8 protein-coding genes are annotated in these 13,664 nt (G+C 65.1%); 7 read left to right on the top strand and 1 reads right to left on the bottom strand.

The features are described from left to right. Positions 1-113 precede the first annotated feature (113 nt). The 7 genes from ACW7G0_RS05295 (at position 114) to gyrA (ending at position 13,096) form a co-directional block, all read left to right on the top strand. Positions 114-1,250 (top strand): ABC transporter ATP-binding protein, encoded by a 1,137-nt coding sequence (locus ACW7G0_RS05295; protein ID WP_456988107.1) that lies wholly within the window; start codon positions 114-116, stop codon positions 1,248-1,250. Positions 1,251-1,416: 166 nt separating this feature from the next. Then, on the top strand, positions 1,417-4,920 hold the full coding sequence (gene smc / locus ACW7G0_RS05300; RefSeq protein ID WP_456988109.1) for a chromosome segregation protein SMC: 3,504 nt from the start codon (positions 1,417-1,419) through the stop codon (positions 4,918-4,920). A 51-nt stretch (positions 4,921-4,971) separates the two neighbouring features. Beyond that, complete coding sequence (gene zipA / locus ACW7G0_RS05305) at positions 4,972-5,724, top strand: cell division protein ZipA (RefSeq protein ID WP_456988111.1); 753 nt, start codon at positions 4,972-4,974, stop codon at positions 5,722-5,724. Between the two features lie 37 nt (positions 5,725-5,761). Continuing rightward, a complete protein-coding gene (gene ligA / locus ACW7G0_RS05310; protein WP_456988113.1) occupies positions 5,762-8,164 on the top strand; it encodes an NAD-dependent DNA ligase LigA in 2,403 nt (800 codons plus the stop codon). Between the two features lie 7 nt (positions 8,165-8,171). Beyond that, positions 8,172-9,155 (top strand): EF-P lysine aminoacylase EpmA, encoded by a 984-nt coding sequence (epmA, locus tag ACW7G0_RS05315; RefSeq protein ID WP_456988114.1) that lies wholly within the window; start codon positions 8,172-8,174, stop codon positions 9,153-9,155. A 7-nt stretch (positions 9,156-9,162) separates the two neighbouring features. Further along, entirely contained in the window at positions 9,163-10,221 is a 1,059-nt protein-coding gene (gene mtnA, locus ACW7G0_RS05320; protein ID WP_456988116.1) for an S-methyl-5-thioribose-1-phosphate isomerase, read from the top strand. A 232-nt stretch (positions 10,222-10,453) separates the two neighbouring features. Beyond that, positions 10,454-13,096: a DNA gyrase subunit A gene (gyrA, locus tag ACW7G0_RS05325; RefSeq protein ID WP_456988118.1), complete on the top strand. Its 2,643-nt coding sequence runs from the start codon at positions 10,454-10,456 to the stop codon at positions 13,094-13,096. Positions 13,097-13,176: 80 nt separating this feature from the next. Here gyrA and ACW7G0_RS05330 read toward each other — a convergent pair whose 3' ends face one another. After that, entirely contained in the window at positions 13,177-13,656 is a 480-nt protein-coding gene (locus tag ACW7G0_RS05330; protein ID WP_456988120.1) for a redoxin family protein, read from the bottom strand. Positions 13,657-13,664: the final 8 nt, after the last annotated feature.

A 13,664-nucleotide genomic window follows, 5' to 3' on the forward strand; every position in this document is an offset into this window, starting at 1 on the left:
CGGCGACGGGATCGACGGGAGGCGTGAAGTGGTTGCGTGGCAGGATAGCCGAGGCAGGCGGGTCGCCGGCCGGCCCATCGCGGTAACCTTGGGTCACAACCGCAGGAGGGTGCATGGCCAAGGTCAGCCTGGAGCGTGTGCGCAAGGTCTACCCGAATGGTCACGTTGGCGTTGCCGAGGCCAGCTTCGTGGTCGCCGATGGTGAATTGCTGGTGCTGGTGGGGCCGTCGGGCTGTGGCAAGTCAACGCTGCTGCGGATGATCGCCGGGCTGGAAACCGTGACCGCCGGCGAATTGCGGATTGGCGAGCGCGTGGTCAACGATCTGCCACCCAAGGATCGCGACATCGCGATGGTGTTCCAGAGCTACGCGTTGTATCCGCACATGACGGTGGCGGAGAACCTGGGCTTCGGGCTCAAGCTGCGCGGGATGGCCAAGGCCGAGATCCGCGCCCGGGTCGGTGAGGCAGCCACGATGCTGCAGCTGGACGAGTTGCTGGAGCGCAAACCGGCCGTGCTGTCGGGTGGCCAGCGCCAGCGGGTGGCGCTTGGACGGGCACTGGTTCGACAGCCACAGGTGTTCCTGCTGGATGAGCCGCTGTCCAACCTGGATGCCAAGCTGCGCGCCGGGATGCGGGTGGAGATCGCCCGTCTGCATCGCCAGTTGGGCGCGACGATGGTGTATGTGACCCATGACCAGATCGAGGCGATGACGCTGGGGCAGCGGATCGTGGTGCTCAACGATGGCCTGATCCAGCAGATCGACACTCCGATGAACCTGTACGCCAAGCCGGCGAACCTGTTTGTCGCCACGTTCCTGGGCAGCCCGGCAATGAATGTGCTGCACGGCCGGTTGCTGCGTGACGACCAGGGGTTGTCGCTGCGTACCGCCGAAGGCGATCGCATCGGCTTGGACGAGGCCGCGGGAGACGTCCCGACGCCATGGCTGCAGCGCGACGTGACGATCGGCTTTCGGCCCGAGCACCTGCAGCCGGCGACCGATGGAGCCAGCCCGAGTTTCGTGGCCGGGATCGAGATGCTTGAGCCGGTCGGCAACGAGATCTTCGTCAACCTGCGTCATGGTTCCGATGCGCTGGTTGCGCGCTGTCCGCCCCAGGAACTGCCCGAGGTGGGGGAGAAGCTGCCCTTGTCGCTTGCCCCGCGCAGCGTCCACTTCTTTGATCCCGACAGCGGCGAGCGCCTGGACGGTGATGGGCTTGAAGTCCATGGATCCCCGCCTTCGCGGGGATGACGGTTTGTTGTGGTTCGGCCGTTTGCCTTCGCCCGTTATACTTGCCGATGGGCGCAGGCTTCTCTAGGATCTTGTTTCATAGGATTCAATAGCTTGGGCGATATAGTTAAACTCATTTGGCATTAATGGAAGCGCCCGTGTGGCGCTCAAGAGGTTCCCGCGACGCATGCGTCTGTCCACGATCAAGCTGTCCGGCTTCAAGTCCTTCGTCGATCCGACCACCCTGCACCTGCCGTCCAACATGACCGGCGTGGTCGGGCCGAACGGCTGCGGCAAGTCCAACATCATCGACGCGGTGCGCTGGGTGATGGGCGAAAGCTCGGCCAGCCGGCTGCGCGGGGATTCGTTGACCGACGTGATCTTCGCCGGCTCCTCGGCGCGCAAGCCGGTGTCGCAGGCCACCGTCGAGTTGGTGTTCGACAACTCCGACCACACCATCACCGGTGAGTACGGCGCCTTCGACGAGATATCGGTCAAGCGCCTGGTCAGCCGCGATGGGGGCAGCCAGTACTACCTCAATGGCAGCAAGTGCCGCCGACGCGACATCACCGACCTGTTCCTGGGCACCGGACTCGGTCCACGCAGTTATTCGATCATCGAGCAGGGGATGATCAGCCAGATCATCGAGGCCCGCCCCGAGGATCTGCGCGTGTACCTGGAAGAGGCGGCCGGCATCTCCAAGTACAAGGAGCGTCGCAAGGAGACCGAGACCCGCATCCGGCACACCCGGGAGAACCTCGACCGGCTCAGCGACCTGCGCGAGGAGGTCGGCAAGCAGCTGGAGCATCTTGCCCGCCAGGCCCGTCAGGCCGAGCAGTACCAAGCCATCCAGACCGACCGGAGAATCCGGGACGCGGAATGGAAGGCGCTTGAGCATCGCGCGCTGGACCGCAAGCTGCAGGGACAACGCGAAAAACTGGCCCAGCAGGAGACCCGCCTGCAGCAGTTGATCGCGGAGCAGCGCGAGGCCGAGCGTGAAATCGAGACCGGCCGGGTACGAAGGGAAGAAGCCGCCGAGGCGCTGAGCAAGGCGCAGGCGAACAGTTACGAGGTCGGCGGCGCGCTGGCCCGGATCGAGCAGCAGATCCAGCACCAACGCGAGATGTCGACCCGGCTGCAGAAAGCGCGCGACGAGGCGCAGACCCAACTGGCGCAGATCGCCGAGCATATCGGCAGCGATCAATCCCGCCTGGATGTGTTGGCCGCGGCAATCGAGAGTGATGAGCCACGGTTGGAGCAGATGCGCGAGGAGGATGTCGCCCGCCAGGACGTCCTGCGCGAAGCCGAGACCGCGCTGGCAGCGTGGCAGCAGCGCTGGGATGAGCACACCCGTGCCCAGTCCGAAGCGACCCGTGCCGCCGATGTCGAACGTACCCGGATCGAGCATCTGGACCGCCAGGCGCTGGAAGCGGATCGCCGTCGCGAGGCGTTGACCGCCGAACGTGCCGGCCTGGACCTGACCACGCTGGCCGCGACGTTTGCCGAGCTGGAAGAGCAGCACGAGACCCACAAACTGTCGCTGGACAGCCTGACCGACGCCGTGGAGGGCCGGAAATCCAGCGTCGACGGATTGCAGGAGCAACAACGCGCCACCCAGTCCGGGCTGGCCGACGTGCGCAAGCAGGCACAGGCGGCGCGTGGTCGCCTGTCGTCCCTGGAGGCGTTGCAGAATGCCGCGCTGGGCCAGGAGCAGGGCGCTGCGACGGCCTGGTTGCAGGCACGTGGGCTGGACTCGGCAACCCGTGTTGGCGAAGCGGCGGAGGTCGACGCGGGCTGGGAAAACGCGGTGGAAGACGCGCTGGGCCAGCTGATCGAAGGGGTGTTGGTCGAATCGCCCGAGGCGTTGGTGGCGGCGATTGGCGAGCTGGGCGAGGGTCGTCTATCGCTGGTGTCATCCCAAGCCGACCCGCTTGATGTCGCGCCGACTTCGCTGGCGTCCAAGGTGCGCGGCCCGGTGGCGATTCGCCGGCTCTTGTCCCGATTGCATGTGGCCGAGGACCTGCAAGCCGCGCGTGCGCTGCTGCCTGGACTGGCTGCGGACGAGTCGGTCATCACCCGTAATGGTGAACGCCTGGGCGCTGGCTGGATGCAGGTATTGCGCTCGGGCGCGGCCCAGCAGGGCGCGTTGCTCCGGGAGAAGGAGATCCAGTCGCTGCGTGAACAGATCGAGGTCTTGCAGGAGCGCGAGCGCGAGCTGGACTCCGGCCTGAGCCAGTTGCGTGATCGCCTGCTGGCGGCCGAGCAGCAGCGCGAAGACGCCCAGCGCAGCCTGTACACGGCCCATCGCAGCGTCTCGGAGATGGCTGGCCGGTTGCAGAGCCAGCAGGGCCGACTGGATTCGGCGCGCGGCCGGATCGAGAAGATCGAGGTTGAACTGACCCAGTTGGTCGGGTCGCTGGACGACGCGCGGGAGCAGGGTCGCGAGTCGCGCAACCGCCAGGAAGAGGCGGTCATGCGGATGACCGAGCTGGAGGATGCGCGGCTGGTGCTGGATGGCGAGCGCCGCCACCTGATGGAAGCCCGCGACCAGGCCCGCAACCTGGCCCATGAATCGCGCGACGCCAGCCATGCGCTGGCACTGACCCTGGAGTCGCAACGCGCCCAGGTCACCTCGCTGGCCCAGGCGCTGGACCGGATGGGCGGCCAACGCGGCGTGCTCGACCTGCGCCTGGGTGAACTGGCCAGCCAACTGGTCGCAGGTGACGACCCGGTGCTGGAGCTTGAGCAGCAGCGACAAGCCACCCTGGAACAGCGGGTTCAGGTCGAGCACAAGCTCACCGCGGCGCGTACGGCCGTGGATGGCATCGACAATGATCTGCGCCGGTTCGAGCAGACCCGCCAGCAGCGCGATGAGCAGGCATTGGCGCAGCGCGAGGCGATCGGCCAGCGCCGGCTAGACCAGCAAGCGATCGTGCTGAAGGCCGAATCGCTGGCCGAGGACGTGGTTGAGGCCGGTTTCGTGCTTGAGGATGTCGCCAATACCCTGACCGACGAGATGGAACCAGCGGCATGGGAGAAGACGGTCAGCGAACTGGACGCCAAACTGCGCCGGCTGGAGCCGGTCAACCTGGCCGCGATCGCCGAGCATGCCGAAGCCGCCCAGCGCAAGGATTACCTGGACGCCCAGGACACCGACCTGACCACCGCGCTGGAGACCCTGGAGGAGGCGATCCGGAAGATCGACCGGGAAACCCGGGGCCGCTTCAAGGACACCTTTGACCGCGTCAATGCCGGCGTCCAGCAGCTGTATCCGCGCCTGTTTGGTGGCGGGCACGCCTACCTGGAGCTCACCGGCGAGGATCTGCTCGATGCCGGCGTGGCGATCATGGCCCGGCCGCCCGGCAAACGGGTATCGAATATCTCGCTGCTGTCTGGCGGCGAGAAGGCGATGACCGCGGTGGCGTTGGTGTTCGCGATCTTCCAGCTCAATCCGGCGCCGTTCTGCCTGCTCGACGAGGTGGATGCGCCATTGGATGAAGCCAACGTCGGACGATTGGCGGCGATGGTCAGCGAGATGAGCGAACAGGTACAGTTCTTGTTCGTCAGCCACAACAAGGCGACCATGGAAGCAGCGCATCAGCTGGCTGGCGTCACCATGCGCGAGCCTGGTGTGAGCCGCCTGGTATCGGTGGACCTGGCCGAGGCCACCCGCCTGGCCGGCGCAGCGTGATCGGCAGCGCACCATTGCCGTACAACCGCACCAGCAAGGAGTAGCGAAACAATGTCGGACATGACCCTGCTGCGGATCGGAATCCTGATCGCCGGCCTGATCCTGATTGGCGCGATCGTATTCTTCGGTCGCCCGCGCAAACCCGGACAGGGCAGGCGGGTTCCCCGCGATGCCAAAACGACGGGCGAGCGTCGCGAGCCCACCTTGGGCGAGCAACTGGAAGATGAGCTGGCTGGCGAGCTGCCCGCCACCGGTGATGCCACCAGTCAGGCAGAACTGGAGCTGTTTGAGCGCAGCCTCGACGGCACGGCCGATATCGCCAGCGCCGAGCTGGGGCGCCGGGTCAGCGACGAGTTCGACAAGATCGTGACCGTTTACCTGGCAGCCCGCGCCGGCCACAAGCTCCGCGGTCCCGACATCGTGGTGGCGGCCGAGAAGGCCGGCCTGGTGTACGGCCACATGGGCGTGTTCCACCGGCTGCTTGATCAACGACCCGAGCGCGGGCCGGTGTTCAGCGTTGCCAATATCACCAAGTCCGGCAACTTCGACATGGCGAACATCCAGGAGCTGGAAACCCCGGCGATTGCGTTTTTCCTGACCCTGCCGGCGCCGATTGCCGCGCTGGACGCCTGGGAGACCATGCTGCCGACCGCAGAGCGCATGGCCGAGCTGCTCGACGGCATCGTGCTGGACGAGCAACGCAACAACCTCGGGCGCCAGCGTATCGGCCATATCCGCGACGAGCTGCGTGCCTACGATCGCCAGCGCGAAGCCCCGCCGTTGAGCAAGCCGACGCGCTGGTAAGCCGTGTCCTGGCACCGCCGTCCCGTGCATAAAAGTCATGTCCGCAGCCGCCACCGCTGAAGCTGAAAACCGTATCGCCGAGCTGCGCCGCCAGCTTGATGACGCCAATTACCGGTACCACGTGCTTGATGATGCGGCGCTGGCGGACGCTCAGTACGACCGGCTGTTGCGCGAGTTGGAGGCATTGGAAGCGGAGTTTCCGTCGCTGGCGAGCGAGGATTCGCCCACCCAGCGTGTCGGGGCGGCACCGTCAGGCGCCTTTGCGCCGGTACGACACGCAGTGCCGATGTTGTCGCTGGCCAATGCCTTTACCGAACAGGAAGTGGCGGACTTCGTGCGCCGGATCGAGCACAAGACCGGCCGGGACAACCCGCTGTTTTCGGTTGAGCCAAAGCTCGATGGCCTGGCAATCAGCTTGCGCTACGAGCACGGCCGCTTCGTCCAGGGCGCGACCCGCGGCGACGGTGCCACCGGCGAGGATGTCACCGCCAACCTGCGCACGGTGAAGGCGATCGCGTTGCAGCTGCGTGGCGCGGACTGGCCCGACGTGCTGGAAGTGCGCGGCGAGGTCTACATGCCGCTGGACGGGTTCAAGCGTTACAACGAGCGCGCATTGGCCGAGGGCGGCAAGGTGCTTGCCAACCCGCGCAATGGGGCTGCCGGCTCGCTGCGCCAGCTGGATCCACGCATCACGGCGCGCCGCCCACTGGCGTTCTACGCCTACGCGGTGGGGGTGGTGGAAGGCGGCGAGCTGCCCGAAACCCACTCGGAGACATTGCAGCGGTTGCGCGAATGGGGCTTGCCGGTCAGTGCTGAAAGCTCGGTGGTGGCCGGAACCCGGGGCCTGCTCGACTATTACGAGCGTCTGGGCGAGCGTCGTGCCGGATTGCCATTCGATATCGACGGAGTGGTCTACAAACTCGACGATTACGCGGGACAGCGCGAGTTGGGCTTTGTCTCACGCGCACCGCGTTGGGCGATCGCGCACAAGTTCCCCGCCCAGGAGCAGTCGACGGTGCTTGAGGCGATCGATATCAATATCGGCCGCACCGGTGCGGCAACGCCACTGGCGCGCTTGCGCCCGGTGCAGGTCGCTGGCGTGGTGGTCAGCAAGGCGACCTTGCATAACGCCGACCAGATCGCGCGACTGGACGTGCGGATCGGCGATACGGTGATCGTGCGCCGCGCCGGCGATGTGATCCCGGAGATCGTCCGGGTCGTGCCTGACCAGCGCGCGCCCGGTGTGCCGGCATGGGTGATGCCGACCCAGTGCCCGGTCTGCGGCTCGCAGATCGTCCGCGAGGAGGGCGGCGTGGTTTGGCGCTGCTCGGGCGAGTTGACCTGCGCGGCCCAGCGCAAGGAAGCCATCGGGCATTTCGCCTCGCGCCGGGCGATGGACATCGATGGTCTCGGCGAGCGCTACATCGAGTACCTGTCGGATCTCGATTACGTCACGACCGTTGCCGATCTGTACAAACTGACCCTCGATGACCTGCTGGAGATGAAGCGCCGCGGTGATGACGCGCAGGGGGCGCTGCCGGAAGCGCCGACGGACGTGCCCGCGTCAAGCAACGGCAAGCCGGCCAAGGTCGCGACCAAATGGGCTGAGAACCTGATCGAGGCGATTGACCGCAGCCGCGACACGACGCTGGAGCGTTTTCTGTTCGGTCTGGGCATCCAGCATGTCGGCGAGAGCACCGCGAAGGCGTTGGCGACCTGGTTCGGCGACCTGGAAATAATCCGTCACTTGCCGTGGCCGTTATTCAAGCGAGTGCCCGATATAGGTGGTGAGGTTGCCCGTGCCATCGGCCATTTCCTGGATCAGCCGGGCAACCAGCAGGTCATCGACGAGTTGTTGGCGCGCGGCGTCACCATCAACGATGCCCATGAGCCGTCGCCGAAGCTGCGCGATGACCTGGGCGTGGCGACGCTGCTGGTCGACCTGGATATCCCGAAGATCACCCGCATTCGCGCCGAACAGGTGGCAGCGGCATTTCCGCTTGCGGATCAGCCCACCGCTGCGGTGGCGCGCCTGCTGAAGGCGCCGCAACATGACTTTGTTACCGCCGGTTTGCCGAACGATACCGCGACGGCGCTGTTCGACTGGTTGCAGGATGCCGGCAACGCCGGGCTGCTGTCCGCGTCGGCCGCTGCGGTGGAACGATTGGAGGCGCGGGTTCCGCAGAACGAGACACGCGTTACCGGTGTGCTGGACGGCCAGACCGTGGTGCTGACGGGAACCTTGTCGTCGATGACCCGCGATGAGGCCAAGGCCCGGCTGGAAGCCCTGGGCGCAAAGTCCGCCGGCAGCGTGTCGAAGAAAACCGGCTTTGTCGTCGCCGGCGAGGCTGCCGGCTCCAAACTTGCCAAGGCCGAGGAGCTCGGCGTCGCCATCTGGGACGAGGCGAAGCTGATCGCCTACCTGGCTGCACACGAATGAGATCGTCATGACGTCGGACTGGCCGCCGACGGCGAGCTTCGACGCGCTGCGCCTGCGCGCCGCACTCAACGCCTGCATCCGCACGTTCTTCGCCGAGCGTGGCGTCACTGAGGTCGAGACGCCGATGATGTCGGGGGCCGGCAACACCGAGCCCAATATCGCCTCGTTCTCGCTGCAATTCAGCGGCCGCACCGATGGCGCGCCGCCAACGCGATGGTTGCGTACCTCCCCCGAGTACCCGCTCAAGCGCCTGCTGGCGGCCGGTTTTGGCGATTGCTACGAGCTGGGCCGGGTGTTTCGCGATGGAGAGGCCGGTGTCCGCCACAATCCGGAATTCACCATGCTGGAGTGGTATCGCCTCGGCTGGGACCATCGTGCGTTGATTGCGGAAACCGCCGAGGTGATCAATGCCGCCCTGGCGCTGATCGGTCGCCAGGTCCCGTTGGTCCAGGTTCGCTACCGCGACCTCTATCGCGACCGGCTGGGCCTGGACCCGATGACCGCCAGCGAAGACGAGCTGCGTCACGCGCTGGGTGAGGTCGTTATCGATCCGCGCGGGCTGGTGCGTGACGATTGGCTGGACCTGTTGATGACTCACCGGTTGCAGCCACACTTCGATGACGACCAGATGCTGGCAATCCACGATTACCCGGCCAGCCAATGCGCGTTGGCGCGCCTGCGCGATGACGGCAATGGCGAGCCACCGGTCGCCGAGCGTTTCGAGTTGTATCTGGGGCCGCTGGAGCTTGCCAATGGCTATCACGAGCTGGCCGATGCGGTGGAGCAGGCGGCGCGTTTCCAGAGGGACCGGCAGGTGCGTGCGAGTCGTGGGGATATCGTGCCGCAATTGGACGAGCGCTTCCTTGCATCGTTGGCCGCCGGCTTTCCCCATTGCGCCGGGGTCGCCCTCGGTGTCGACCGGCTGATGATGGCGATGCTGGGTACCGACCGGATCGCCGACGTGCTGGCATTCGACTTTTTTCGAGCTTGAGAGCGCCATGACCGATACCTTCGATTTCGACCGTTATGACCGAGTCCGGCCCATCCGCTGGACCAGTGACGCACTGGAGCTGCTGGATCAGCGTAAGCTTCCCTTCCACGTGGAATACGTCACCTGCCACACCAGTGACGAGGTATTCGACGCGATCCGCACGCTGGTCGTTCGTGGTGCTCCTGCCATTGGAATCGCTGCCGCCTGGGGCTTGGTGCTGGCGGCCCGTGAGATCACCGCGGCCGATGGCCCCGAGGCAGCCGGCAAGCTCACCCCGACCATCGCCCACCTAAATTCGGCCAGGCCCACGGCGGTCAACCTTGCCTGGGCGTTGGCGCGGATGCGGCGCGTCCTCACCGGTGCCGGTGAGCAGTGGCGCGGGGTCCTCGCCGCCGAGGCCGAGGCAATCACCCGCGAGGATCTGGCGGCCAATCGCCAGATGGGTGTGCTTGGTTCGGCCCTGATCGCACCCGGTAGCAGCGTCCTGACCCATTGCAACACCGGCTCGCTGGCAACCGCCGGTTTCGGCACCGCGCTGGGGGTGATTCGTGCCGGCGTCGCCCAGGGGCGAATCGAGGAGGTGTATGCGGGCGAGACCCGCCCATGGTTGCAGGGCGCGCGACTGACCGCATGGGAACTGCAACAGGACGGTATTGCCCCGACCCTGATCGCCGACGCGGCAGCCGCGCACCTGATGAAAACCGGCAAGGTGCAATGGGTCGTGGTGGGGGCGGACCGCATCTGCGCCAACGGCGATGTCGCCAACAAGATCGGTACCTGCCAGCTCGCCATCTCGGCATGGCATTACGGGGTCGGGTTCATGGTGGTCGCGCCGTCATCGACGGTGGACATGGACACCGCGTCGGGCGACTTCATCCATATCGAAGAGCGCGACCCCGACGAATTGTTCGGCGTCGCCGGGACCCGTACGGCGGCCGATGGCATCCGTGCCTGGAACCCGGTCTTCGACGTCACGGCGCATGATCTGATCACCGCAATCATTACCGAGCGTGGGGTGATCGAGCGTCCGGACGAGGCTGCGATGCGGCTCGCATTTCCCGATTGAGCGGCGCGAGTCTCCGTCAGCGTCCGATTCGACCGTAAAACCGCGCTAAGTCATTGTTTCCGGGGAAAATAGCGGGGCGTCAGAGCGCGTTTTGTGCTATGATTCAGTGTCTTTTTCATCTGCTTGTCGCGGATCGAGAAATCGCCGCGCAGGAAGAATTGCTTGGGTGGTTTCCGATAGGCGCGGGCAGCGATCGATATCGCTCTAACCCCTGTCAAAACACGGAAACCTGATGGCCGAATTTGCCAAGGAAATCATCCCGGTAAACCTCGAAGACGAGATGCGTCGCAGCTACCTCGATTACGCCATGAGCGTGATCGTCGGACGCGCGCTTCCGGACGTTCGGGACGGGCTCAAGCCGGTGCACCGACGCGTTTTGTACGCGATGAGCGTGTTGGGTGCCCACTCCAACAAGCCGTACTTCAAGTCGGCGCGAATCGTCGGTGACGTGATCGGTAAATACCATCCGCACGGCGACCAGTCGGTCTACGACACGCTGGTGCGCATGGCGCAGCCGTTCTCGCTGCGCTACATGCTGGTCGATGGCCAGGGCAACTTCGGTTCAGTGGATGGCGACTCCGCCGCGGCGATGCGCTACACCGAAGCGCGCATGTCCAAGCTCACCCATGAGTTGATGGCGGACATCGAGAAGGAAACCGTCGACTTCCAGCCGAACTACGACGAGAAGGAATTCGAGCCGACGGTCATGCCGACCCGGATCCCGAACCTGCTCATCAACGGTTCGGCCGGTATTGCGGTCGGCATGGCGACCAACATCCCGCCGCACAACCTGTCGGAGATCATCGACGCGACGATCGCGTTGATCGAGAACCCCGAGATCGACATCGATGGGCTGATGGTGCACGTGCCCGGCCCGGACTTCCCGACTGCCGGCATCATCAACGGCACCTCCGGGATCATCAACGCGTACCACACCGGTCGCGGTCGCGTGCGCATGCGCGCCAGGGCCGAGATTGAAGTGGCCGACAACGGCCGTGAGGCGATCGCGGTCAGCGAGATCCCGTACCAGGTCAACAAGGCGCGGTTGATCGAGAAGATCGCCGAGCTGGTCAAGGAAAAGAAGCTCGAAGGCATCAGTGAGTTGCGTGACGAGTCCGACAAGGACGGCATGCGCATCTACATCGAGATCAAGCGTGGCGACTCGGCCGACGTGGTGCTCAACAACCTCTATCAACAGACCCAGATGGAGTCGTCGTTCAGCATCAACATGGTGGCCTTGGTAGACGGCCGCCCGCAGCTGCTGAATCTCAAGCAGATCCTGCAGTCGTTCGTTCGCCATCGCCGCGAAGTGGTGACCCGTCGCACCATCTTCGAGCTGCGCAAGGCTCGCGCACGTGCACATATTTTGGAAGGCCTGACTGTCGCGCTGGCCAACATCGACGAGATGATCGAGCTGATCAAGACCTCGGCCAATCCCAACGAAGCTCGCGAGCGCATGCTGGCCAAGACCTGGGAGCCCGGGCTGGTCGGTGCACTGCTGGGCGCGGCCGGGGCGGAAGACTCGCGTCCGGACGACTTGCCCAAGGGCGTCGGCCTGGTTGATGGCCGATACCAGCTGACTGAAATCCAGGCCCAGCAGATCCTGGAGATGCGCCTGCACCGCCTGACCGGGCTGGAGCAGGAGAAGCTGACCGACGAATACAAGCTGCTGCTGGAGGCCATCCGTGGCCTGATCGAGATCCTGGTAGACCCCAACGTGCTGCTGGAGGTGATCCGCACCGAGCTGGACAACGTCAAGGTCGAGTTCGGCGATGAGCGCCGCACCGAGATCCGCGAGAGCGAGGAAGACCTCGATATCCTCGACCTGATCGCACCCGAGGACGTCGTGGTGACGTTGTCGCACTCCGGCTATGCCAAGCGCCAGCCGGTCAGCAGTTACCGCGCGCAGAAGCGCGGTGGCCGGGGGCGCAACGCGGCGGCGACCAAGGATGAGGACTTCATCGACAGCTTGTGGCTGGTGAACACCCACGACACCTTGCTGACGTTCACCAGTGCCGGCCGGGTGTTCTGGCTGCCGGTGTACCAGCTGCCGGACGCGGGGCCCAATGCCCGCGGGCGGCCTATCATCAACTGGATCCCGCTGGAACCTGACGAGCAGGTCCAGGCCGTGGTTCCGGTGCGTGATTACGACGGTGGTCGGTATGTTTTCTTCGCGACCCGCAATGGCGTCGTCAAGAAGACGCCGCTGACGGAATATGCCTATCGCCTGCAACGCGGCAAGATCGCGATCAACCTGGACGAGGGCGATGCACTGATCGGCGTCGGCCTTTCCGATGGCAGCTGCGACATCATGCTGTTCTCCAGTGCGGGCAAGGCGGTCCGTTTCGCCGGGAGCCACGTGCGCTCCATGGGACGTACCGCCCGGGGCGTGCGTGGCATGCGCCTGGGTGAGGACGCCAAGGTGGTCAGCCTGATCGTGGTCGAGGGCGACGGCGATATCCTGACCGCCAGTGAGCGTGGCTACGGCAAACGCACCGAGCTGGAGCAATACCCCTGCAAGGGGCGTGGCACCCAGGGCGTGATTGCACTCAAGACCACCGAGCGCAATGGCAAGCTGGTCGGTGCGATCCAGCTCAGCGACGACCACGAGGTGTTGCTGATATCCGACGGCGGCACCTTGGTGCGTACCCACGCATCGGAGATATCCCAGGTCAGCCGAAACACCCAAGGGGTGACTTTGATGAAGCTGGCGGCCAACGAGACCTTGCAGGCCGTTGAACGTCTGGATGCATCACTGGACGACGAACTCGGTGACGGGACGGGCGACGACGAGGGGATTGCGGCGACTACCGGCCCATCGTTGGTAGTTGGCCCGCGTGCCGACGACGCGCACACCCCAGAGTCGCCGGACTGATCGGTCTGACAAGAAGAAACGCCGCCCCTTGAGGGCGGCGTTTCTTCGTGGGTCTACCGGCGCTAGGGGCTTGGTGCGGGTCAGGCCAGTTGGGAAAGCATGTGCTCGGCGGTGGATACCCGGTACTCACCCGGTGCCTCCACGTACAGCTGCTTCACCACGCCGTCCTCGGCATACAGCGCGAAGCGCTTGGAACGCACGCCCATGCCGTAGGAGCTGGCATCGAGCTCCAGACCTAGGGCGCGAGTGAACTCGGCGTTGCCATCGGCCAGCATCATCAGTCCTTCTGGCACGTCCTGGCTCTTTCCCCAGGCTTGCATCACGAACGGGTCGTTGACCGACACACAGGCCACATCGATTCCCTTGTCGCGGAACTTCTGGTAATGGGCGACAAATCCGGGGAGGTGCTTCTCCGAGCAAGTCGGGGTGAAAGCGCCGGGGACGGCGAATATCACCACCTTTTTCTGGTTGAACAGTACCGAGGCATCAACGGTTTCAACGCCATCGGCAATACGTTGCAGCGGAGCTTCCGGGAGGCGTTCTCCCACCTGGATGGTCATCTTGTTTC

The sequence above is a fragment of the Lysobacter sp. A286 genome, from assembly GCF_054052105.1.